Annotated in this window: 24 protein-coding genes and 1 pseudogene; 12 read left to right on the forward strand and 13 right to left on the reverse strand. The window is 72.8% G+C overall.

Going from position 1 to position 22,141, the window contains the following annotated elements; genetic code table 11:
* Positions 1-131: 131 nt before the first annotated feature.
* On the reverse strand, positions 132-1,478 hold the full coding sequence (locus tag AB0I91_RS19450) for a replication-associated recombination protein A (RefSeq protein WP_498777163.1): 1,347 nt from the start codon (positions 1,476-1,478) through the stop codon (positions 132-134).
* Positions 1,479-1,568: 90 nt separating this feature from the next.
* Here AB0I91_RS19450 and AB0I91_RS19455 point away from each other — a divergent pair, with 90 nt between their 5' ends.
* From AB0I91_RS19455 to AB0I91_RS19470, 4 genes are read left to right on the forward strand one after another with little or no spacing between them, the layout of a single operon-like run.
* Positions 1,569-2,327, forward strand: coding sequence for a transglycosylase SLT domain-containing protein (locus tag AB0I91_RS19455; RefSeq protein WP_499611151.1), 759 nt, complete (start codon positions 1,569-1,571; stop codon positions 2,325-2,327).
* Positions 2,327-3,346: a CHAP domain-containing protein gene (locus AB0I91_RS19460; protein ID WP_498777159.1), complete on the forward strand. Its 1,020-nt coding sequence runs from the start codon at positions 2,327-2,329 to the stop codon at positions 3,344-3,346. The genes AB0I91_RS19455 and AB0I91_RS19460 overlap by 1 nt, the downstream gene beginning before the upstream one ends.
* Positions 3,343-3,621, forward strand: coding sequence for a YbaB/EbfC family DNA-binding protein (locus tag AB0I91_RS19465; RefSeq protein WP_498777157.1), 279 nt, complete (start codon positions 3,343-3,345; stop codon positions 3,619-3,621). Before AB0I91_RS19460 ends, AB0I91_RS19465 begins: the two co-directional genes overlap by 4 nt.
* The gene (locus AB0I91_RS19470; RefSeq protein WP_499611146.1) at positions 3,609-3,863 is read left to right on the forward strand and encodes a hypothetical protein; all 255 of its coding nucleotides are present in this window, start codon (positions 3,609-3,611) and stop codon (positions 3,861-3,863) included. The genes AB0I91_RS19465 and AB0I91_RS19470 overlap by 13 nt, the downstream gene beginning before the upstream one ends.
* 51 nt (positions 3,864-3,914) lie before the next feature.
* Here the strand turns inward: AB0I91_RS19470 and AB0I91_RS19475 are convergent, their stop codons facing one another.
* Positions 3,915-4,670, reverse strand: a complete 756-nt coding sequence (locus AB0I91_RS19475) for an ESX secretion-associated protein EspG (protein ID WP_498777153.1) — start codon at positions 4,668-4,670, stop codon at positions 3,915-3,917.
* A gap of 54 nt (positions 4,671-4,724) precedes the next feature.
* Between AB0I91_RS19475 and AB0I91_RS19480 the strand changes: the two genes are divergently transcribed.
* Positions 4,725-5,492 carry a helix-turn-helix transcriptional regulator gene (locus AB0I91_RS19480; RefSeq protein ID WP_498777151.1) on the forward strand — a complete coding sequence of 256 codons (768 nt, stop codon included), beginning with the start codon at positions 4,725-4,727 and terminating at the stop codon, positions 5,490-5,492.
* Here AB0I91_RS19480 and AB0I91_RS19485 read toward each other — a convergent pair.
* The 5 genes from AB0I91_RS19485 to AB0I91_RS19505 are packed head-to-tail and all read right to left on the reverse strand — an operon-like array spanning position 5,419 to position 8,542.
* Complete coding sequence (locus AB0I91_RS19485) at positions 5,419-5,955, reverse strand: hypothetical protein (protein WP_499638009.1); 537 nt, start codon at positions 5,953-5,955, stop codon at positions 5,419-5,421. The genes AB0I91_RS19480 and AB0I91_RS19485 overlap by 74 nt on opposite strands.
* A gap of 29 nt (positions 5,956-5,984) precedes the next feature.
* Complete coding sequence (locus tag AB0I91_RS19490; protein WP_498777147.1) at positions 5,985-6,623, reverse strand: hypothetical protein; 639 nt, start codon at positions 6,621-6,623, stop codon at positions 5,985-5,987.
* Positions 6,616-6,882: a WXG100 family type VII secretion target gene (locus AB0I91_RS19495; RefSeq protein ID WP_498777145.1), complete on the reverse strand. Its 267-nt coding sequence runs from the start codon at positions 6,880-6,882 to the stop codon at positions 6,616-6,618. Before AB0I91_RS19495 ends, AB0I91_RS19490 begins: the two co-directional genes overlap by 8 nt.
* Positions 6,879-8,081 (reverse strand): PPE domain-containing protein, encoded by a 1,203-nt coding sequence (locus tag AB0I91_RS19500; RefSeq protein WP_499638012.1) that lies wholly within the window; start codon positions 8,079-8,081, stop codon positions 6,879-6,881. Before AB0I91_RS19500 ends, AB0I91_RS19495 begins: the two co-directional genes overlap by 4 nt.
* A complete protein-coding gene (locus tag AB0I91_RS19505) occupies positions 8,078-8,542 on the reverse strand; it encodes a hypothetical protein (RefSeq protein ID WP_498777141.1) in 465 nt (154 codons plus the stop codon). Before AB0I91_RS19505 ends, AB0I91_RS19500 begins: the two co-directional genes overlap by 4 nt.
* A 440-nt stretch (positions 8,543-8,982) precedes the next feature.
* Here AB0I91_RS19505 and AB0I91_RS19510 point away from each other — a divergent pair, with 440 nt between their 5' ends.
* From AB0I91_RS19510 to AB0I91_RS19525, 4 genes are all read left to right on the forward strand, one after another.
* The gene (locus tag AB0I91_RS19510; RefSeq protein WP_498777139.1) at positions 8,983-9,558 is read left to right on the forward strand and encodes a uridine kinase family protein; all 576 of its coding nucleotides are present in this window, start codon (positions 8,983-8,985) and stop codon (positions 9,556-9,558) included.
* A gap of 30 nt (positions 9,559-9,588) precedes the next feature.
* The gene (locus tag AB0I91_RS19515; RefSeq protein ID WP_498777137.1) at positions 9,589-10,008 is read left to right on the forward strand and encodes an SRPBCC family protein; all 420 of its coding nucleotides are present in this window, start codon (positions 9,589-9,591) and stop codon (positions 10,006-10,008) included.
* A gap of 113 nt (positions 10,009-10,121) precedes the next feature.
* Positions 10,122-11,423, forward strand: coding sequence for an MFS transporter (locus AB0I91_RS19520; protein ID WP_499638015.1), 1,302 nt, complete (start codon positions 10,122-10,124; stop codon positions 11,421-11,423).
* Positions 11,424-11,513: 90 nt separating this feature from the next.
* Positions 11,514-12,683: a lytic polysaccharide monooxygenase auxiliary activity family 9 protein gene (locus tag AB0I91_RS19525; RefSeq protein ID WP_499638018.1), complete on the forward strand. Its 1,170-nt coding sequence runs from the start codon at positions 11,514-11,516 to the stop codon at positions 12,681-12,683.
* A gap of 25 nt (positions 12,684-12,708) precedes the next feature.
* Here AB0I91_RS19525 and AB0I91_RS19530 read toward each other — a convergent pair whose 3' ends face one another.
* The 4 genes and pseudogenes from AB0I91_RS19530 to AB0I91_RS19545 all read right to left on the reverse strand — a co-directional run bounded on the left by AB0I91_RS19530 (position 12,709) and on the right by AB0I91_RS19545 (position 15,130).
* Entirely contained in the window at positions 12,709-13,491 is a 783-nt protein-coding gene (locus AB0I91_RS19530) for an energy-coupling factor ABC transporter ATP-binding protein (RefSeq protein ID WP_499611295.1), read from the reverse strand.
* Positions 13,492-13,554: 63 nt separating this feature from the next.
* A pseudogene (locus AB0I91_RS19535) lies at positions 13,555-14,145 on the reverse strand (energy-coupling factor transporter transmembrane component T family protein); the annotation flags it as partial.
* Complete coding sequence (locus tag AB0I91_RS19540; protein ID WP_498777131.1) at positions 14,142-14,444, reverse strand: PDGLE domain-containing protein; 303 nt, start codon at positions 14,442-14,444, stop codon at positions 14,142-14,144. The pseudogene AB0I91_RS19535 and the gene AB0I91_RS19540, both read right to left, overlap by 4 nt.
* Positions 14,441-15,130 (reverse strand): energy-coupling factor ABC transporter permease, encoded by a 690-nt coding sequence (locus tag AB0I91_RS19545; protein WP_498777129.1) that lies wholly within the window; start codon positions 15,128-15,130, stop codon positions 14,441-14,443. The genes AB0I91_RS19540 and AB0I91_RS19545 overlap by 4 nt, the downstream gene beginning before the upstream one ends.
* Positions 15,131-15,376: 246 nt before the next feature.
* On the opposite strand from AB0I91_RS19545, the gene AB0I91_RS19550 reads away from it, so the two are divergent.
* Together AB0I91_RS19550 and AB0I91_RS19555 are read left to right on the forward strand one after the other, a co-directional pair.
* Entirely contained in the window at positions 15,377-16,534 is a 1,158-nt protein-coding gene (locus AB0I91_RS19550) for an epoxide hydrolase family protein (RefSeq protein WP_499638021.1), read from the forward strand.
* Between the two features lie 28 nt (positions 16,535-16,562).
* Positions 16,563-17,243 (forward strand): DUF2306 domain-containing protein, encoded by a 681-nt coding sequence (locus AB0I91_RS19555; RefSeq protein ID WP_498777125.1) that lies wholly within the window; start codon positions 16,563-16,565, stop codon positions 17,241-17,243.
* Here the strand turns inward: AB0I91_RS19555 and AB0I91_RS19560 are convergent.
* Together AB0I91_RS19560 and AB0I91_RS19565 are read right to left on the reverse strand one after the other, a co-directional pair.
* On the reverse strand, positions 17,228-18,016 hold the full coding sequence (locus AB0I91_RS19560; protein ID WP_498777123.1) for an SDR family NAD(P)-dependent oxidoreductase: 789 nt from the start codon (positions 18,014-18,016) through the stop codon (positions 17,228-17,230). The two genes, AB0I91_RS19555 and AB0I91_RS19560, sit on opposite strands and share 16 nt — an antisense overlap.
* 26 nt (positions 18,017-18,042) lie before the next feature.
* A complete protein-coding gene (locus AB0I91_RS19565) occupies positions 18,043-19,227 on the reverse strand; it encodes an acyl-CoA dehydrogenase family protein (protein WP_498777121.1) in 1,185 nt (394 codons plus the stop codon).
* Positions 19,228-19,601: 374 nt separating this feature from the next.
* Between AB0I91_RS19565 and AB0I91_RS19570 the strand changes: the two genes are divergently transcribed.
* Positions 19,602-22,085: a DEAD/DEAH box helicase gene (locus AB0I91_RS19570; protein WP_498777119.1), complete on the forward strand. Its 2,484-nt coding sequence runs from the start codon at positions 19,602-19,604 to the stop codon at positions 22,083-22,085.
* Positions 22,086-22,141 lie beyond the last annotated feature (56 nt).

The raw sequence follows: 22,141 nt of genomic DNA on the forward strand, positions 1-22,141 counted from the left end.
CCCCGCTCGTCCCTTCCCCCAGGGTCATGGCCGAAGGTAGTGAGGTGGCGACGGTGCGTGTCGGGCGTTCGGCGTGGTTGCCGGATTGATCACAACGGGGTATCCGGGCGAACCGGACACCCCTGGCAGCCCTACTCCTGGCCGCGGACGACCTTGCGCAGCTTCGGCAGGCGTTCGGCGAGCACGCGCTCCGCTCCCCGGCCGGTCGGCTGGTAGTAGTCGCGCCCGACCAGGTCGTCCGGCGCGTACTGCTGGGTCAGCACGCCCTCCGGCACGTCGTGCGGGTACCGGTAGCCCTGGGCGTTGCCGAGCTTCGCCGCGCCCGCGTAGTGGCCGTCGCGCAGGTGCGCGGGCACCGACCCGATCGCGCCCTTGCGCACGTCGGACATGGCCTCGCCGATCGCGGTCGTGACGGCGTTCGACTTGGGCGCGGTCGCCAGGTGGATGGTGGCCTGGGCGAGGTTCAGCGCGCACTCGGGCAGCCCGATCAGCTGCACGGCCTGCGCCGCCGCCACGCACGTCTGCAACGCGGTCGGGTCGGCCATGCCCACGTCCTCGCTGGCGTGGATGACCAGCCGCCGCGCGATGAACCTCGGGTCCTCGCCCGCCTCGATCATCCGGGCCAGGTAGTGCAGCGCCGCGTCGACGTCCGAACCGCGGATCGACTTGATGAACGCGCTGGTCACGTCGTAGTGCTGGTCGCCCTGCCGGTCGTAGCGCACGGCCGCCTTGTCGACCGTCGCCTCCAACGTCGCCAGGTCGAGCACGCCGCCCGGACCGACCGAGTCGGCGGCGGCTTCGAGCGCCGTGAGCGCGCGCCGGGCGTCACCGCCGGCCAGCCGGACCAGGTGGTCCTCGGCGTCCTGCTCGACGGTGACCGTGCCGCCGAGGCCGCGTTCGTCCTCGACCGCGCGCCGGACCAGCACGCGCACCGCGTCGTCGGTCAACGGCCGCAGCTGCAGCACCAGCGAGCGGGACAGCAGGGGCGACACGACGGAGAAGAACGGGTTCTCCGTGGTCGCCGCGACCAGCAGCACGATCCGGTCCTCGACCGCGCCGAGCAGCGCGTCCTGCTGGGTCTTGGAGAACCGGTGCACCTCGTCGATGAACAGCACGGTCGACTCGCCCGCGCGGACCAGGCGGCGGCGTGCCTCCTCGATGACCGCGCGCACCTCCTTCACGCCCGCCGACAGCGCCGACAGCGCGGCGAACCGCCGGCCGGTGGCCTGGGAGACGAGCGTGGCCAGCGTGGTCTTGCCCGTGCCCGGCGGGCCGTAGAGCATGATCGAGGCGGGCGACGAGCCCTCCACCAGCCTGCGCAGCGGCGCGCCCGGCCCGAGCAGGTGGTCCTGCCCGACCACCTCGTCCAGGGTGCGCGGGCGCATCCGCACGGCCAGCGGCGCGTTGGCCGCGATGCGCGCGGCCTTCTCCTCCGGGTCCACGCCGAACAGCCCGTCGTCGAACAGCCCCTCGTTCACGTGTTCGACTGTAGCTTCCCCGTGCACAGCCGCTGTCCGAGCGTGCAACGGAGGTTCCGCCGCAGGTCGCGGGCCGTGCAGGGTGACCGCATGAGCACGCTGAGTCCGGAGCGGATCGCCCGGCACGCGCACGACGCGGGGTTCCGCGGGCAGGACCTGACGATCGCGGTGGCGGTCGCGCTGGCCGAGTCCGGCGGCGACCCGCGGGCGCACAACTCCACGCCGCCCGACAACTCCTACGGGCTGTGGCAGATCAACATGCTGGGCGCCCTGGGGCCGGCGCGGCGGCGCGAGTTCGGGCTGGAGTCCAACCGGGAGCTGTTCGACCCGGCGGAGAACGCCCGTGCGGCGAACAAGATCTCCGGGGACGGTCGGTCGTGGACGCCGTGGACCACGTACACCAGCGGCGCGTACAAGCGTCACCTGGACGAGGCGCGGCGGGGTGTCGAGGCCATGAAGCGCGGTGGGTCCGGCGGCGGTGGCGGTGGCGGGTCCCGAGGCGGCTCACGCGGTGGCGGCGGCTTCTCGGTCGACCTGGGCGTGCTGCGCGACTACGCGCGGCGGACGCGGGACTCGGCCGACGACCTCACCGCGCTCGGCCGGCGGCACGTGCGCGAGGTTCGGGAGATCGCCGAGGACAGCTTCGGGCGCATCGGCAAGCAGTCCGGGTTCGCCGACGCGCTGGACAACTTCGGCGCGGCGCTGCGCAAGCAGGTCAAGGCGGTCGCGCACAACACCGACGCGCTGGCCACGTCCGCCGGTCGTGCCGCCCGCGCGTACCAGGACCAGGAGGACGACATCGCAGGTTCGCTGCGCGGCAAGGTCGTCAGCGGTGGAGGGGAAGGGTAGTGGACACCCGGGAGATGGCCCGGCACTTCGCCGAGAGCATGATCGGCCACCGGAACTCGTTGGCGGGCAAGGCCGAGGACGCGGTGAAGGTCCAGTACGCGCTGCACCAGACCGCGTCCGGCCTCACCGAGCGGCACGAGGACCAGCGCAAGGCCTCGAAGACGGTGCTGGAGCACTGGAAGGGCGACAACTCCGAGGGCTTCGAGAAGCGCTCGAACCGGCTGGGCAGGCAGCTGCGGGTCACCGCCGACGCCGCCCGTGACGCGGAGAAGATCGTCGCCGGGGTCACGAGCGCGTTGACGACCGGGCACGCGCGGGCGCGGCGGGCCGTGGACGAGTACCTCGACCAGGCGGTCCGGCTGCTGGACGCGGGCAAGGCCGTCGGCACGCAGGCCGCGCTGCTCAAGGCCGTGGCGCAGGCGGCGGACCTGGAACCCAAGTACACCAAGGAGACCGCCGGGACCGTCCGGCACGTGCGGGGCGAGTTGGAGGACGCCGCTCGCAAGCTGCGCGCGTTGGAGAAGGAGGTCGAGCACGACGGCGTCGCGGACGGTCGGGCCGAGCGCACCCGCGGCTCGACGAAGCCGTCCGGCGCCCGTGCCCGCGGCCGTTCGCGGACGATCATCTCGGCCGCACGGCGTGAGCTGGGCACGCGGGAGAACCCGCCCGGCAGCAACCGCAACCCGTACGGGCCGACGGCGCCGTGGTGCGCGTCGTTCACCACGGCGATGTGGCGCAAGGCCGGGGTGGACATCCCGATCCTGCCGTTCACCGGCGACGTGTTCCGGTGGGGTCAGCGGCACGGCAAGGCGTACACGTCGTTGAGCGCGGTGAAGCCGGGTGACGTGCTGCTGTTCGGGACGGGCCCGAGCAGCCCGGCGACCAGCAAGCACATCGGGATCGTGGAGAAGGTCTCGGGCGGGACGGTGACGCTGATCGAGGGCAACTCGGGCGACAGCGTGCGGCGCAACACCCACCGGCTGAGCTCGGCGACGTTCTACGGAGGGGTGCACCCGTGATCACGGGCAACGCGCACGACCCGGACACGGGCATCGCGGTGGAGGTCGGTCCCGGCGGCGGGTTGCTCGACCTGGCGCTGGACTCGCGGTCGTTGCGGCTGGGGCAGTCGGGGTTGGCGCGGGCGATCCTGGCGCTGGTCGACACGGCGACGGCGCGGGCGAACGCGCGGGCCCGGCACGTGGTCGGCGACGAGGTGTCGGTGTTGGGCCTGGACGTGCGGGCGAGGCTGGTGGAGTCGGTCGAGGACACGACTCCCGAGACGTGGCGGGTGTGATGGGGCTCGGTGAGCGGTTGGACGCCGTGCGGCGGGAGGCTTCGGCGTCGGGCGTGACGGTGGTGGTCGACCTGCACGGGAAGCCGGTGGACCTGTCGTTCGCACGGGAGGCGTTGGCCCTGCGCCCCGCCGAGTTGGCCGGCTTGATCCGTCGACTGGCCGACGAAGCCGCCGCGGCGGCCGTGGCCGAGGGCATGGCGATCGTCGCCGACGTCGTGCCGCCGGACCTGCTGACGTCCTGAGCGTCGAACTCCGGGGCACCTGAGCGTTCGACACGCGCGGGTGGCGAACGCTCAGGTGGCGGCAAGCAGGGCGGTCAGGTGGCGGGTCAGCCACGGCGTGTCGGCGGGCGAGAGGTGGACCCACTCGGTCTGGTGGGACTCCTCGGTGGTCAGGGCGTAGCGGCCGGCGGCGGTGTCGGTCCAGCTCAGGACGCGGGAACGGCCGCGCGGGCCGGTGGCGGCCAGTTGACCGGTCGACTTGCGCGGCGAGTCGACCAGCGTGGTGATCGACCGGGTGGCGCGGCCGGTGATGTCCGCCTGGGCCAGGGTGCGTTCCAGCGCGGTGTGGCCCGCCTTGGCGTAGGCGTCCATCGCGGCGGCGAACACCGACCTCGGCATCCGCAGCTGCTCGCCGGGTCCCGCCGGCGCGTCGCCGATGACGCGCGTGATCGCGGACGCCAGGTCGGTGATCGGCTCCAGCGCCACCTCGCGGTCGTTCAGCACGGCCAGCACGCCGCGCCTGCCGCGGGCCGTGGCCAGCACCCGCCACGGGTACGGGCGGAACACCAGCGCGTCCACCGAGACCTCGCCGTGCGCGAGCAGGGTGAACAGGTCCTCCAGCTCCGGTGAGACGTCCGCGCCGTCGGCCAGCCCCGCCTCCGTCAACGTGCGCAGGACCTCGGCGCCCAGGGCGTCCCGGTCGTCCATCGTCTCGCCGTGCGACGGCACCTCGAGCGGGTAGGGCGGCTCACCCGTGCCCAGGTCCTCCCACAGGAGGTCGAACTCCAGGTGGGACAGGACGACCGCGGTCGCCGAACGTCGCGCCATGGGGCCAGAAGGTAGCGGTCGGCGGCGGCTTTCGCGGCCGGTTGGGCAACACCGGTGGCTACGCTGCTCGACGTGGACGTCGCCGGCGGGTTCCTGACTGTGCGGGCTTCCGGCGCGGCGGCGGCCAAAGCCGCGCTCAGCGGGGGTGCGGCCACCCCGGAGCACATCCAGCTGCTGGTCGGCTGCACGGTCTCGGCGGGCGTGCCCGGCAACGGCGCCGCACTTCGGTTTCCCGATTGCGCGTTGCACGTCCTGCCGGACGTGGTGATGCTGACCGTGGCCGAGGCGCGGCTCACCGTCGGCTTCGGCGAGCTCAAACCGCTGATGTTCCAGCCGGTCCCGGTCGACGCCGCGCTGCACGCGGTGTTCTCCGGCGCGGTGGCCCAGGTGCTCGCCGCCGCCCACGCCCTCGACCCGCACGGCCTGTCGCACCACCTGCTCGGCCTGGCCGAACTCGTGCTGCGCAGCGCGCTTCGGGCCGAGCTGGAGCGCGTGGACTCCCTGGTCGCACGGCGGCGCGAAGCGTTGGAGTACATGCGCGAACACCTGTCGGACCCGGCCCTGAGCGCGGACCGGGTGGCCGAGGCGCTGTTCATCTCCCGCCGCCGCCTCTACCAGCTCTTCGACGACGGGCAGGGCGTGTCCGAGCGCATCCGCGGCCTGCGGATCGACCGGGCCAAGGCGTTGCTCGCCGATCCGGCGAAGGCGGCGCGCGGCATCGGCGAGATCGCCAAGGACTGCGGGTTCGTCAGCGCCGCGCACTTCTCCCGGACGTTCCGCCAGGTGGTCGGCCGGACGCCGAGCGAGTTCCGTAACCGCTGAACTCCACGCCCGAGACGAACCGGCCCGCGATGCCCGCGACCTCCAGCCAGCCGCGCCCGGTCGGCGAGTGCAGCGTGAACACCGCGATCCGCGGGTGGTCCGGGTCGCTCACGACGACCTGCAGCTGCGCGCCCGGCCCGGCCACCGGGATGCGCTCGACGATCACCACCGGGTAGCCGGTCGCCGTCTCGCCGCGGGTGACCTCGCGGATCGACGGGCCGTCGAGGTGGAAGCCGAGCTCGCCTGCATCGGTCGGCCGGTCGACCGGCACCACGCCCGCCATCAGCAGCGCGGGGTCCGCGTCGCGGTGCTCGACCACGGCCAGCAGGCCGGCGCCGTGCTGGTGCGCCAGCTCCGCGGCCTGCGTGGCGGACACCTCCAGCCCGGGGTCACGACTGCCTTTGAGCCTGCGCAGCACGGCTAACAGCTCCGCCGCGGTGCGTTCGGGGGTGCCGAGTGCCACCGGGGTCACCCCCGGCACGGGAGCGAGTCTCACCCCAGGCCCGCCCGGAACGCCGCCGCCGCGCCCCTGGTGGACGCGGGTCGAGGTGGACCGAGCAACACGGACGCCAGCTCGGCGGTCAGGGACGAGAAGCTCGTCAACGTGTCCGCGATGACCGTCGAGGGCTCCTCGGCGCGCAGCCGTTCGGCGACCCGCCTGGCCTCCGCGCGGTGGTCGCGCTCCAGCAGCCGGGCCTCCTCCAGCACGTCGTCCAGCTGACGGCGCAGCTCGTCGTGCCGCGCCACGGCCCGGTCGTGCGCCTGCCCGTCGGCGGCGGTGAAGGACGCCATCGCGCCGGTCCGGTCGAGCTCGTCGGACGCCTCGGCGAGCGCGCGCCGCAACCCGAGCGCGCGCCGGTCCAGCTCCTCGGCCCGCCGCTGGTTGCCCAGCAGCGTGGTGGCCCAGCCGTCGAGCACCTCGGCCGCCGCCCGCATCGCGCGCCGCACCGCCGTCAGCTCCGACACCACCGCCTCCAACCGCGTCCTGAACCCGTCCGCCGCCGCGCCCGTCCACGGTTCCGGTGGCGCGCCGGGGACTGTAAGGGCAACCGACAACCGCTCGCTCGCCGCCGCCACCGCGCCCGCGTGGCCCGGCGCGGGATCGAAACCCAGACCCCGGTAGTCAGTCATGGCGCAGCTCGTCGGCCTGCCGATAGGTCTCACCCGCCGCGCGCAACGCGTCCGCCACGACGTCCAGCTCCACGCCGCGCAGCACGCCCGCCCACTCGGCCGCCAGCCGGTCGACGGCCTCCGTGACGCCTTCCGGCCCGAGGTCGCCCGACGGCTGCTCCAGCGCGGCGGCGGCGGCCCGCACCTCGTCGGCCACCTCGTCCAACCGGCCCGCGAACGCGGCCAACGCGTCCGGCTCGACCTGGTAGCCGCCGCTCATTCGCCGAGCACCGGCGGGAACGCGGGCGGCAGGTCGTCGAGCAGGTCGAGGCCGGTGTCGTAGCGGTTGCGGTGCTCGCCGTCCTCCTCGCGGTTGCCCGGCGCCATCGGCGGGTACATGCCGAAGCCCTGCGGCCCGCCCGCGCCGACGACCGGTCCGACGCCGCCACGTGCCGCCGCACCGCCCGGCACCGCGCCGAGCACGCCGGACGCGCCGCCCGGACCGAAGCCGCCCTGACCGCCGGCGACGCCCGCGCCGCCGCCGGGACCGAGGCCGTGGCCCGTGCCGAACGAGCCGCCCGGGCCGAAGCCGGACTGCGAGCCGAAGCCACCGGGGCCGCCGTAACCGGTGGCCGCGCTCGGCGCACCCGCGGCGGCGACGGACGTCGTGCCCTCGCCGGGCCGTAGCGGTGCGTCCTCGGCGGGCCTCTCCTGGACCGGGGGCGGCGCGATCCACGGCGGCGGCGACGGCGCCGGCCGGTGCTCCGGCAGCGGCTGGGGCGGGCTCGGCTGCGTCCCGGTCGGCTGGGTCACCACCGGCGCCTCGTCGAACACCGGCAGCTCGCGCCCGATGCCGTGGCTGGCCTCCTCGTACTGCTCCATCACCCGGACCGCCCGGTCCATGGCCTCCTGCTGCTCGCGCTTGTCCGGCAGGTGGTCGTCCAGCAGCTGCTTGAGCATGTAGGCGCCCTGCGGCCCGTCGAGCGTGGTCACGTCGTACCCGGCGCGGAACCACTTCTCGGCGTCGGGGTGCACCGGCTCGGGGATCGCGCGGGCCGCCTCCTGCACCGCCGAGGTGTAGCCGTCGAGGCCCTCGCCGACCAGGGCCGCGCGTTCCGAGGACCGCGCGGCCCACTTCGTCAGTTCCGACACCGACGACGCCGCCGCCACCGCGGAGGGCCCGCGCCACGACAGCGCGAGGCCCTGCACGATCTTCTGCACGTCCGCGGTCGCCTGGTCGATGTCGGCCGCCAGCCGCTGCCACTCGTAGGTGCGCGTGGCCATCTGCGCGGCGTCGGCCGACTTCACCATGTCCCAGAGCTGCCGGTGCGTGTACGCCCGCCAGTTGATCTTGCCGAAGTTCTCCGGCTGCCGGTTGGCCTGGCGCTGCCGCACCCGCTTCCCGTTCCGCCGGCGCGTGGCCGCCGAGTGGTCGTGGAAGTCCGACCAGTACCCGCCCTTGCGCTCGCGCTCGTTCACCGCAGCCGCTCCAAGTCCTGCCGCACCTGGTCGTCCTGCGCCCGCTGGGTCTGGCCGACCTGTTCCAGCGCCTCGCGCAGCAGCGTCAGCTCCCGCACGTAGGACCGCAGCGCCGTGCGCACGCCGCCGCCGACGTCGCCGCCGCGCAGGCCGAACGCCCGGCGCATGTTCAGCGCGACCGGGCCCTTGCCGTCGCCGAGCGGCTGGTCCATCTCGCGGTCCGCGCGGGCCAGCAGCTCGGTGAGCACGCCGTGCAGCCTTTCCAAGTCGGACACCGCCGTGGTGAAGGAGGCCAGGTCCAGCTCGATGACGTCGCCGCCCTCGGCCACCACGCCCGCCGCGCCCGCGCCGTTCGGCCCGGCCACCACCGGCACCGCGACCGCGCCCGACCCGCGCTGCTCGTCGCGCAGCTCTTCGCGCATCCGCCTGGCGTCCTCGACGCCGCGCACCCTGACCACCATGGCCAACATCGTGGTGTGCCCGCGCGCGGGTGACCAGAGCGGGTGCACAGCGGGAGCAGCGGCGGTGCACGATCGGACAAGCCCGCCACGTCAGCCGGGCCCGCCGGCGGCGCCCGACCGGCCCGCGAACCGGTCACCGCGCGACTCGCACCGTCGAGCAGGGCCAGCCAGCGAACCGGTCACGGAAAGTCCTTCCACGATCCGACAGTGCGACCTCGCCGGCCGATCACCGCCCAACCCCGCACCTTCGGGCCTGCACAGACGGGCCTGCACAGTCGGCCCTGCGCAGTCGGGCAAGGCGACCTCCGAGCCGATCTCCGGCCGCCGTGCGCGAGCCGGCACGGCGGCGGTGCGATCCGACTCCGCCGGCGGTGCGGGATTCGGGTTCGGGTGTGCGAAAATCGTCCCCCGTGCCGTCACCTGCCGTTCACGCGCGCGCCGTGTTGCTCGCCGGCCCCTCCGGTTCGGGCAAGTCCACCCTCGCCGACCACCTCGGCCTCCCCGTGCTGCGGCTCGACGACTACTACCGCGAGGGCGACGACCCGCTGCTGCCCCGGGACGAGGCCGGCCGCGCGGACTGGGACGCCGAGGGCTCCTGGAACACCGCCGACGCCCTGGCCGCCGTCGTCGAACTCGCCACCACCGGCACGGTCGAGGCGCCCGTCTACGCGCTCGGCGAGGACCGGCGCGTCGGCTGCCGCACGGTGACCGCACCCGGCCTGTTCCTCGCCGAGGGCCTGTTCGCCGACCGGCTGGTGGCGGGCTGCCGCGAGGCCGGCGTGCTGGCCGACGCCATCGTGCTCGCGCCGAACGCCGTGGTGACGTTCGCCCGCCGGTTCGCCCGCGACGTGGCCGAGGCGCGCAAGCCGGTGCCGCTGCTGGCCCGCCGCGGCCTGCGCCTGCTGCGCGAGCACCCCGCCGTGGTGCGCCGCTGCGTGGACGCGGGCATGCGCCCGGTCCGCCCGCACCACGTGCGGCTCGCCACGATCGGGGGCATGGCGCCCGCGTCGGTGTAGCCCCGGCGCGTCGGGGGTACTGCTGCCGGCATGGCTGAGTACGAGCACGAGCAGACGATCCCGGTCGACGCGCGGGTGGTGTTCGACCTGGCCCGGGACGTGTCCGCGATGGAGGCGTGGCTGCCCGACGGGCTGCAGGTGGAGCCGAGCGGCCCGGAGCGGGTCACCGGGCACGTGTCGATGGGCGACGAGATCGACGAGGCCGAGGGCTACCTGGCCGCGGACGCCGAGCAGCGCCGGCTGGAGTGGGGCGACCTGGAGGGCGGCGGCTACTCGGGGTGGCTCCAGGTGGACGACGAGGGCCCGGGCCGCAGCCGCGTGGTGCTGCACCTGGACGTCGGCGGCGAGCACCAGGCGGCGCTCGGCGGCGAGGCCCACGAGATCACCGACGAGCACCTCGTCCAGGCGCTGAGCCGGCTCGCAGCGCTTGCCACACAGAGCGTTACGTGACTGTTTTCACTGATCATCGTGTTTGAACGCGGAAAAGCGACACCTAGTGTGAACGCCGTTCACCTGGGCACGTCCGCACGTCGAGGCCCCGGATCACAGTCAAGGGAGCTTCGATGTTCCGCGCTTTGCGGAGCCGCAACTACCGTCGTTGGGCGTTCGCCGACCTGATCTCGGTGACCGGCTCGTGGATGCAGTTGATCGGTCTGAACTGGGTCGTGCTCGACCGCACGGGCTCGGCTACCTCGGTCGGCCTCTCGGTGCTGCTGGGCACCCTGCCGTCGGTGCTGCTCGGCCCGTGGGCCGGCTCCCTGGCGGACCGGCTGCCGGTGCGCCGGATCATCCTCGCCTGCCAGGCCCTGCACGCCGTGCTGGCCGCCGTGCTCGCGCTCGTGGTGTGGCAGGGCGCCGCGATCACGGTGGTCTTCGCGCTGACGTTCGCCGCGGGCCTGGTGTCGGTGTTCGACCTGCCCGCGCTCGGCCGGTTCGGCGCGCAGGTGGTGCCCCGGGAAGACCTGGGCAACGCGGTCGCGCTCGGCTCGGTGCTCAGCTCCACCGGCCGGATCCTGGGCATGAGCAGCGCTGCGGTGCTGGCCGCCGCGCTCGGCTCGCCCGCCCTGTTCCTGATCAACTCGGTGAGCTTCCTGGCCGTCATGGGCGCGGTGCTGACCATCCGCCGCGCCGAGCTGCACCCCCTGGCGGCCAGTGCGCCCGACGGCGTCGGCGTGGCCGCCGGCCTGCGGTACGTCGCGGCCAGCGGCCGGCTGCTCCTGCTGTTCGCGCTCGGGTTCACGCTGTCCAGCCTCGGCCGCAACTACCAGGTCACGATGGCCGCGATGAGCACGGACGCGACCGTTTACGGGCTGCTGTCGACGGTGTTCGCGATCGGCACCGTGGTGGGCGGGCTGGCCGCGGCGGCGCGCCGGACGCTGACCGTGCGGCTGCTGCTGGTGGTCGCCTGCGCGACGAGCCTGCTCCAGGTGACCAGCGGGCTGGTGCCGGGCACGTTCGGCTTCGCGATCGTGCTGCTGCCCATCGCGGCGGGCGCGGTCGTCATCGACACGACCATGAGCACCCGCATCCAGCTGGACACGGCGGACGGGATGCGCGGCAGGCTGCTGGCGGTCAACTCGGCCGTGGGCGCCGCGGCCGGCGCGGTGGGCGCGCCGCTGCTCGGCTGGTTGTGTGAACGGATCGGCGCGCCGGAGACCCTGGTGCTCGCGGGCGTGCTGACCCTGATGGCCACGGTGTTCGCGGCCTCCGTGCTGGCCGCGCCGCCGCACCGCCGGACCGCGCTGGCGCACCGCGTGCTGCGCAGGCCGCACCACCCCGCGCCGCCCGCGGGCCACCCGGGTCACCCGCACGGCCCAGTGCGCCCGGCGAAACGTCCGAGGCGGCGTGCGGGCGTCCGGGTGTAGCCCGACACGACCGTAGGGCGGCACGCGCTGCGCCGCTGAGATGCACTGCGTGATCGCCCATTCACAGATGAGGTACGCACGGTTACAGTCATGTCCTGTTCCTGGGAGCGCTCCCAGAACCTCAACGAGGAGGTGAACGACGTGACGGCCCGACGATGGATCGCTCTGGCCTCGGCCGGTGTGGCAGGCCTGCTGATCGCGACGCTCGTGAACGTGGTCGGCCCGACCGCGGCGTCCGCGCACGGCGCCATGATGACGCCCGGCAGCCGGACCTTCATGTGCTGGAAGGACGGCCTGTCACCGCAGGGCGACATCCGGCCGCAGAACCCGGCCTGCGCGGCGGCGGTGTCCGCCGGCGGCACGAACGCGCTCTACAACTGGTTCGGCGTGCTGCGGTCCGACGGCGCCGGCCGCATGAGCGGCTTCATCCCCGACGGCAAGCTGTGCAGCGGCGGCAACCCGACGTTCTCCGGGTTCGACATCGCCCGCAACGACTACCCGGTGACCCACCTCACCGCCGGTGCGACGTTCAACGTCACCTACAACAAGTGGGCCGCGCACCCCGGCAGGTTCGACCTGTACATCACCAAGGACAGCTGGAGCCCGACCCGGCCGCTGGCGTGGAGCGACCTGGAGAGCACGCCGTTCGACAGCGTGACGAACCCGCCGGACAGCGGCGCGGTGGGCACCGTCGACGGCAAGTACTACTGGAACGCGAAGCTGCCCTCGGGCAAGTCCGGCCGCCACATCGTCTACTCGGTGTGGACCCGCTCGGACAGCGCCGAGACGTTCTACAACTGCTCGGACGTCGTGTTCGACGGCGGCAACGGCCAGGAGACCGGTGTCGGCAACGGCGGTGGCACGACCACCACGACGACGACCACCACCACGTCGACCAGCACCACCACGACGACCCCGACGTCGACCACCACCACGACGCCGAACAACCCGGGCGACCCGAACTGCATGGCGATCTACAAGATCACCAGCGCGTGGTCCGGCGGCTTCCAGGCCGAGGTCGAGGTCATGAACCACAGCAAGAGCGCGTACAACGGCTGGACCGCCACCTGGACGTGGGGCGGCAACCAGGCCATCAACAGCCTGTGGAGCGGCGTCAAGTCCGGCTCCGGCTCGCAGGTGATCGTCAAGAACGCGGCGTGGAACGGCACGGTGGCGCCGGAGGCGTCGGTGAAGTTCGGCTTCACCGCCAACTACTCCGGTTCCAACTCGCTGCCCACGGTGACCTGCACCAGCCCCTGATCCCCCGGTCGGGCTGAACCAGGGGTCATTCCAGGCGGAACCCGAACGGGAGCTCCAGCCGGTGCCGGGCGAGCAGCCCGGTGTCGGCCAGGAGCTCCCGCGTCGGTCCGTCGGCCACCACGACGCCGCCGTCGATCAACACGCTGCGCGGGCACAGCTGCAAGGCGTAGGGCAGGTCGTGGGTGACCATGAGCATCGTGCGGTCCAACCCCAGCAACACCTCGGCCAGCTCTCGGCGGGCCACCGGTTCCAGGTTCGCCGAGGGCTCGTCGAGCACCAGGAGCTCGGGGTCGCAGGCCAGCACGGTGGCCAGCGCGACCCGGCGGCGCTGCCCGCCGGACAGGTGCAGCGGCGACCGGTCGGCGAACGACTCCATGCCGACGGCGGCCAGCGCGCGCTCCACCCGTTCGTCGAGTTCCGCGCCGCGCAGCCCGAAGTTCGCCGGGCCGAACGCCACGTCCTGGCGCGCGGTCGGCAGGAACAGCTGGTCGTCGGGGTCCTGGAAGACCACGCCGACCCGGCGGCGGATCTCCTTGAGGTTCGCCTTCTCCACCGGCAGCCCGGCCACCTCGACCCGGCCGGACCCACCGCCCAGCACGCCGTTGAGGTGCAGGACGAACGTCGTCTTGCCCGCGCCGTTCGGGCCGAGCACGGCCACCCGCTCACCGCGTTCGACCCGCAGGTTCACCCCGAAGAGCGCCTGGTGGCCGTCCGGGTAGGCGTACGCCAGCTTCTCCACCACGAGCGCGGGCGCGGACCGCCGCGGCTCGACGGCCGCCACCACTTCTCCGCCGCCCCCATCGGGCATCCGGCCCGTCCAGCCGCGCGACACCATCGCCAGGTGCACCCTCTCGCCGCGTTCGTAGGACCGGATGAACAGGCTGCCGATGCCGCGCGCGGTCGCGCCGAGCTGCCAGAGGAACCTCGGGTCGTCGCCGCGGGAGATCCGGGCCACCCGCATCCGCTTGGCCTCGCCCACGATCACCTCGGCGTACCGCAGCATCAGCGTCGCGATGGTGATCAGCACCGACGGCATCCGCAGCCGTTGCAGGCCGAGCAGCAGGTCCTGCGGCGCGGTCGTGGCGGCGAGCGTCAACGACGTCAGCAGCCCGAGCGTGCCCTTGACCAGGATGTTCCACCCGGCCAACGCGCCCTCCGCCGACACGGACAGGCCCAGCACGTCCACCCGCTCGCCACCGCCGGTGAACGGCAGCAGCACGGCCAGCAGCACGAACGGCACCTCGATCACCGACCGCGCGGCGAACCACCGCACCGGCACGCCGGCCACCGCCCAGACCGCCGCGAGCGCGAGCAGGTAGGCGCCGAACGCCCAGAACGCCTCACGCGGCGTGGCCACCACGCACAGCACCGCCACCACCGCGGCGGCGATCTTCACCTGCGGCGCGAGGCGGTGCACCGGCGAGTCGCCCGGCCGGTGCAGGAAACCGTGGCCCGCGCTCACCCTGACTTCGTGTCGGTGTCGACGCCGGAACGCTTGCGCAGCACCCAGAACAGCCCACCGGCGAGAGCCAGCGTGACCACCACGCCGAGGACGCCCGCGAGGCCGGTGAACCGGTCGTCGCCGCCCAGCGCGTAGTCGGCCAGCGGCCACCCGGCCAGCGGGTGGTCCTGCGCGTGCTCGGCGATGCCGTGCTGCTCGGTCACGTGGTCGAGCCCGTCCGGGTCGGAGTCGGCGAAGTAGGACACCACGCCCGCCAGCAGCAGGCTGACCACGGCGAACCCCAGGAAGAAGCGCTTCACGCCCTCAACTCCAGCTTCTGCGGCACGCCGCGCAGCAGGTACACCAGGTCGGGCCGGGCGGCCGCGACCGCGGTCACGGTGACCGCGGTGATCACGCCCTCGCCGATGCCGATCAGCACGTGCACGCCGAGCACCGCGGCGGCGACCGTGCCGAACGCGACACCGCCCTGGCCACCGATGGCGTACTCCAGCACGAAGCCGAACGACGCCAGCACCGTGTTGACCAGGGCGGACACGAACGCGACCGCGGCCAGGCCACCCTTGCCGCGGGTGGCGAGCCGGCGCAGCGCCACCGCGGTCAGGTAGCCGACCGCCGTGCCGATCAGGGCCATGTTGGTGACGTTCGCGCCGAGCGCGGTGACGCCGCCGTCGGCGAAGAAGAGGGACTGGACCACCAGCACGATCGTCACGCACAGCGCGCCGACCCACGGTCCGACCAGGATGGCGGCGAGCGCGCCGCCGAGCAGGTGCCCGCTGACGCCGGGCAGCACCGGGAAGTTCAGCATCTGGGTGGCGAACACGAACGCCGCCACCAGACCGGCCAGCGGCGCGGTCCGGTCGTCGAGGTCGCCGCGCGCCTTGGCCAGCGCCACGCCGACGCCCGCCACCGCGACCGCCACGAACAGCAGTGAGGTCGGCGCGTTGAGCAGGCCGTCGCTCATGTGCATTGCTACCGGTTCGGACACGCACCACACGCTAGTTGCAAGAAGAGAGCAATGGCCAGCACTGTGCAACAACCGAGGCCTTCCCCACTCGATCACGGCGAGCGGACCCGGTGGGCGAGCGGTTCGGGGCGACAGAGCGCGCCTACTCCGCACGAACGGAGAAGACCTCGACCGGCCACATGCCGGACACTGTGCGTGAGGATCTCGACAACTCAGCCGCCCGACTGCGCCACGATCGGGTGAGACACGGTCTGAAGGGCGTCGACGATGAAGCCGTTCCGCGTGCGGGTCCCCGAAGCCGAGCTCGACGACCTGCGCCGCCGGCTGTCGAACGTCCGCTGGCCGCGGGAGTTACCCGACGTCGGCTGGTCGCGCGGCGTCCCGCTCGGCTACCTCCGGGAGCTCGTGGAGTACTGGCGGACCGACTACGACTGGCGGGCCGCCGAGGCGCGGCTGAACCAGCACCCGAACTTCACCACCGAGATCGACGGCGCGCACGTCCACTTCCTGCACGTCCGCTCGCCGGAACCGGACGCCACGCCGCTGCTGCTCACCCACGGCTGGCCCGGGTCGATCGTCGAGTTCCTCGACGTCATCGGGCCGCTCACCGACCCGGCCGCGCACGGCGGCGACCCGGCCGACGCGTTCCACCTCGTGATTCCCAGCCTGCCCGGCTTCGGGTTCTCCGGTCCCACCGGCGAGACCGGGTGGGGCCTCGACCGGATCGCCAGGGCGTGGGCCGAGCTGATGAGCCGGCTGGGCTACGGCTCCTTCGGCGCGCAGGGCGGTGACTGGGGCTCGTTCGTCTCGCTGGAGCTGGCCCGGGTCGACCCGGAGCACGTCGTCGCGGTGCACGTCAACCTGCTGCTCACGGTGCCGTCCGGCGACCCGGCGGAACTGGCCGCGCTGACGGAGGCCGACCAGGCCCGCCTGGGCAAGCTCGCCCGCTACGACGCCGAGCTGTCCGGCTACATGCGGTTGCAGTCCACCCGCCCGCAGACGCTGTCCTACGGCCTCACCGACTCGCCCGTGGGACAGCTCGCCTGGATCGTCGAGAAGTTCTTCGAGTGGACCGACTCCAAGGACTCGCCGGAGGACGCGGTCGACCGCGACGTGCTGCTGACCAACGTGACGATCTACTGGTTGACCGCGACCGCCGGGTCGTCCGCCGAGCTGCACTACGAGGCGGCGGCCGACCTGGGCGCGCTGTTCACCGGCGCCCCGCCGCCCCCGGTCGGGAAACCGATGGGGGTGGCCGTGTTCGGGGCCGACGTCACGCCCCCGGTGCGGAGCATCGCCGAGCGCGCCTACCCGACGATCACCCACTGGACCGAGTTCGACCGCGGCAGCCACTTCGCCGCGCTGGAGCAGCCGGACCTGTTCGTCGAGGACGTCCGGGACTTCTTCCGCCCGTTCCGGACCTGAGCGGGCGCCGACCGATCGGAGACCGACCATGGCCACTGACACCCGATCGTGGTGGCGTCGTCCCTGGGTCGTCCCGCTCACGGTGCTCGTCGTGGCGTTCCTCGTCTACGCGCTGCCGCCGTACCTGACGCTCGACCCGGCCCAGTCGCGGTCGCGGCTGAACGCGGCGTTCCCGCCGCACTACCCGATGCTGGAACTGCACATCGCGTTCGGCACGGTGGCGATCGTGACCGTGTGCCTGCAGCTGTGGCCGTGGCTGCGGCAGCGCCACCCCGCGGTGCACCGCACGAGCGGACGGCTCTACGTCTTCGCCGGGATGGGGCCCTCCGCCGTGCTGGCGCTGGCGATCACCCCGGTCACCTCGCTCACGCTCATCGGCAAGGCGGGCGCGGTGGCCTGGGCGGGCCTGGGCCTGGTCACCACGATCACGGGCTTCCTGATGGCCCGCAGGCGCCGGTACGCCGACCACCGCCGGTGGATGCTCTACAGCTTCGCCTTCGCCATGACCCCGATCACCGGGCGGGCGCTGTTCTACCCGGTCCTGCTGGTGCCCGGCCTCGAGTTCGAGGACCTGGTGCTGATCGGCCAGATCGGGGCGTTCTGGCTGGGCTGGATCATCAACGTCGCGCTGGTCGCCCTGTGGTTGCGACGGACGCCCCGGCGGCAGCCGCGGCGCCCGTCGCGGGCTCCCCGTCAAGCGGCGGCGTAGCTCCCGCCGTTGATGGTGTACTCGGCCCCGGTCACCTGGGCCGACAGGTCCGACCCCAGGAACACGATCACCGAGGCCACCTCGTCCGGGGTGCCCAGCCGGCCGGTGGGCAGCTTGCGCACCTCGCGGACGAAGTGCGTCAGCGCCGCCTCCTTCTCCATCTCGAACTCGGCGGCCAGGCTGTCGGCCAGCCCGCCCGGCGCGTCCCACGCGGGGGTGCGGGTCGCGCCGGGCGAGACGACGTTGCTGCGGACGCCCTGCGGGCCGAACTCGTTGGCCAGCGCCTTGGAGAGGTTGAGGACCGCCGCCTTGCTCACGCAGTAGTCCACGAAGAACGGGACCGGCTGGCGGCTGCCCTCGCTGGCGATGTGCACCAGGGCACCGCGGCCCGCCGCGATCATGTGCGGCAGCACGGCCCTGGTCATCCGCACCGCGGACAGGAAGTTCAGGTTGAGCACCCGGTTCCACTCGGCGTCGTCGACCGAGAGGAAGCCGTTCTCCCGGTACGGGTAGACGCCGACGTTGTTGACCAGGACGTCCACCGCGCCGAACTCGGCGACGGCCGCTTCGACCACCCGGTCCCCGGCGGACTCCTCGCCCATGTCGACCGTGACGGGGAGGACCGCTCCGGGGACGTCCTTCAACGGTCGGGGGTCGAGGTCGGCCCCGACGACGCGGGCGCCTTCCTCGGCGAACTTGCGCGCGGTGGCCAGTCCGATACCGGAACCCGCTCCGGTGACGACGACCACGCGATCGGTCAACAGGGTGTCCATCCCGAATCCTCCTGCCGCCTGGCCCGCTAGATGTACATCGTGTTCGGTTCCACGTCGCACAGGACGCGGCCGTAGAGCTCGAAGTTCGTGTTCGGGTGCATGAGCGCGTGCAGGTTGAGCGTCTGCAGGTCGCGCGCGATCCGCTGGATCGGGACCGTCTCGTAGACCGACGACCCGCCGCTGCCGGTCTGCAGCACGTCCACGGCCTGCTTGGAGAGCTGGAAGACCCGGCCGAGGGCGGCACGGGCGTAGACCCGCTCGCGCACGGTCCACTGGTCGCCGTCGACGGCCTTCGAGTCCACCAGGTCGGCCAGCCGGTAGGCGTGCGACTCGGCCTCGTCGATCAGCAACGACGCCTCGGCGACCTGGAAGTGGGTGATCGGCGCGGTGCTCTGGCTGCCGTAGTCGGTGTAGGTGATCTTCCGGTCGGGCAGCCGCTGGAGGAACCCGTCGAACGCGGCCTTCGCCATCCCGACCGCCGTGCCGGTGAACGTCGTGCAGCCGGTCGGCATCAGGGGCGACCGGTAGACGGGCGAGGCGGCGTTCAGCTCGGAGGCGTACTGCTCCTGGAGCACCGCGGGCATCGGGAGCACCCGGTCGCCGGGGACGAAGACGTTCTCCGCGACGGTCGTCACGCTGCCGGTGCCCCTGAGCCCCGACGTGCGCCAGTCGTCGACGATCATCAGGTCGGACAGGGGCACCAGCGCCATGATCGGCCACTGGCCCGCGCCGTCCGGGGTGGGCGCCATGGCGATCACCACCTGCCACCGGCTGTGCAGCGCGCCGCTCATGAAGTGCCACTGGCCGTTCACGACCAGGCCGCCGTCGGCCGGGACGGCCAGCGCGGTCGGGCTCAGCACGGCGCACACCAGCGAGTCCGGGTCGGCGAACACCTCGTCCTGGACGTGGTCGGGGAACATACACGCCAGCCACGCGGCCATCGACCAGACCGACACGTTCCACGCGGTCGAGCCGTCGCCCTGGCCGACCTGGGTCAGCACGTCGACCACCGTCCGCGCGTCGCTCTCGTGACCGCCGTACCGGGTGGGCACCCGCATCCGCAGGATCCCCGCGTCGGCCAACGCCCCGATCGACTCCTCGTGCAGGCGCCTGTTCTCCTCCGTCCAGAGCGCGTGCGACCGGAGGAGGGGCACGAGCTCCGCGGCACGGTCCACGAGCGCGGATCGCTGGAGCACTTGCGGCTTCGTCATTGATTACCCCTGGAGAATTGGTGGCCGAGCACCTTCCGGTATGCGGCCACCGGGGTGTGGCGATAGCGCCGCTGAATGCGCGGGGTGGTAGCCGCCTACCGGCGATCTTTTCGTGCGGCAAGCGTACGACTGGTCACTCTCCGTGCACATCTTCCAGGTTGCGGAGTTTTCGCCACCGCTTTTCCCACCGGGTGCGAGCGCGGGTTGTCGCCGCCGTCACCCGGCGCGTTCGACTCCGTCGACCGGGAGGGTGGAAAGCGGCGCATCGGGGAAATGCGCCGCCCGCCGCGCGGTATCGCGGGAACGCCCGTCGACGGCCGGGTGATCTCGGCGGCGGTCGTCGGGGTCGCGGTTGCCACTATGCTCTGCCTGCGATGACTCTCACCGACCGCCTGCCGGCCACCCCCGACCCCGACGTCCTCTACGACACCTTCGCCGACTGGGCGCAGGAGCGGGGGCTGTCCTTGTACCCGGCGCAGCAGGAGGCGCTGATCGAGATAGTCTCCGGCTCGAACGTCATCCTCAGCACGCCGACCGGCTCGGGCAAGTCGCTGGTCGCCATCGGCGCGCACTTCGCCGCGATGGCCGAGGGCCGCAGGACCTACTACACCGCGCCCATCAAGGCCCTGGTGTCGGAGAAGTTCTTCGCGCTGATCGAGACGTTCGGCGCGGAGAACGTCGGCATGGTGACCGGCGACGCCAGCGTCAACGAGACCGCGCCGATCATCTGCTGCACCGCCGAGATCCTGGCCAACATCGCCCTGCGCGACGGCACGGGCGCCGACGTCGGCCAGGTCGTCATGGACGAGTTCCACTTCTACTCCGAGCCCGACCGGGGCTGGGCGTGGCAGGTGCCGCTGATCGAGCTGCCGCAGGCCCAGTTCCTGCTCATGTCGGCCACCCTGGGCGACGTCACGTTCTTCGAGAAGGACCTGACCCGCCGCACCGGCCGCACGACGAGCGTGGTCCGCTCCGCCGAACGCCCGGTGCCGCTGAACTTCCAGTACGTCACCACCCCGCTGCACGAGACGATCGAAGAGCTCCTGCACGGCCGCGAGTCGCCGGTCTACGTGGTGCACTTCACCCAGGCCTCGGCGCTGGAACGCGCGCAGTCCCTGATGAGCGTGAACGTCGCCACGCGCGCCGAGAAGGACGCCATCGCGGCCATGATCGGCCGGTTCCGGTTCACCTCGGGGTTCGGCAAGACGCTGTCCCGCCTGGTCCGGCACGGCATCGGCGTGCACCACGCGGGCATGCTGCCCAAGTACCGGCGGCTGGTGGAGCAGTTGGCGCAGGCCGGCCTGCTGAAGGTCATCTGCGGCACGGACACCCTCGGCGTGGGCATCAACGTGCCCATCCGCACGGTGGTCTTCACCGCCCTGTCGAAGTACGACGGCCAGCGCACCCGCCACCTCAAGGCGCGCGAGTTCCACCAGATCGCGGGCCGGGCGGGCCGCGCGGGCTACGACACCGTCGGCACGGTCGTCGTCCAGGCGCCGGACCACGTGGTGGAGAACGAGAAGGCCCTGGCCAAGGCGGGCGACGACCCGAAGAAGCGGCGCAAGGTCGTGCGCAAGAAGGCGCCCGAGGGCTTCGTGTCGTGGAGCGACCAGACCTTCGAGCGGCTCACGAAGGCCGACCCGGAACCGCTCACGTCGAGCTTCCAGGTCAGCCACGCGATGCTGCTCAACGTGATCGGCAGGCCGGGCGACGCGTTCGCCGCGATGCGGCACCTGCTGGAGGACAACCACGAGGACCGGCCCGCGCAGCGCAGGCACATCCTGCGCGCCATCCAGATGTACCGGGGCCTGCTGGCCGCGGGCGTGGTGGAGCGGCAGGGCGGCGAGATCCGGCTCACCGTGGACCTCCAGGTGAACTTCGCGCTCAACCAGCCGCTGTCGCCGTTCGCGCTGGCCGCGATCGAGCTGCTGGACCGCGAGTCGCCCTCGTACGCGCTGGACGTGCTGTCGGTGATCGAGTCCACGCTGGACGACCCGCGCCAGGTGCTGTCCGCGCAGGAGCACAAGGCGCGCGGCGAGGCCATCGGCGCGATGAAGTCCGAGGGCATCGAGTACGACCAGCGGATGGAGCTGCTGGACGAGGTGACGTACCCGAAACCGCTCGCCGAGCTGCTGGAGGCCGCGTTCACCACCTACCGGCGCGGGCACCCGTGGGTCGCCGACCACCACCTGTCGCCGAAGTCGGTGGTGCGGGACATGTTCGAGCGGGCGATGACGTTCGCCGAGTACGTCTCCCAGTACCAGCTGGCGCGCTCGGAGGGCCTCGTGCTGCGGTACCTGGCCGACGCGTACAAGGCGTTGCGCCAGACCGTGCCCGAGGACGCCAAGACCGAGGAGCTCAGCGACCTGCAGGAGTGGCTGGGCGAGCTGGTCCGCCAGGTCGACTCCAGCCTGCTCGACGAGTGGGAGAAGCTGCGCAACCCCGGCGAGGAAGCCGCCGAGACGTCGCTGAGCGACACGCCCCCCGCCGTGACCGGGAACGTGCGGGCGTTCCGGGTGCTGGTGCGCAACGCGCTGTTCCGGCGCGTGGAGCTGGCCGCGCGGCGCAACTACTACGAGCTGGGCCGGCTGGACGGCGACGCGGGCTGGACCGCCGAGGACTGGCAGGACGCCCTCGAGCCGTACTTCGAGGAGCACGACGAGATCGGCATGGGCCCGGACGCCCGCGGCCCGGCGCTGCTGCTGATCACCGAGGAGCCGGGGCTGTGGCGGGTGCGGCAGGTCCTGGACGACCCGGCCAAGGACCACGACTGGGGATTCACCGCCGAGGTCGACCTGGCCGAGTCCGACGAAACCGGCACGGCGGCCCTGCGGATCACCGAAGTCGGCAGGCTCTAGCCCGCGTGGAGTCCATCCGGTGGTACTGCGGTGGGGACCGGGGTACGAGCATGTCA

This window comes from Actinosynnema sp. NPDC049800 (genome assembly GCF_040656635.1).
GTDB lineage: Bacteria > Actinomycetota > Actinomycetes > Mycobacteriales > Pseudonocardiaceae > Actinosynnema.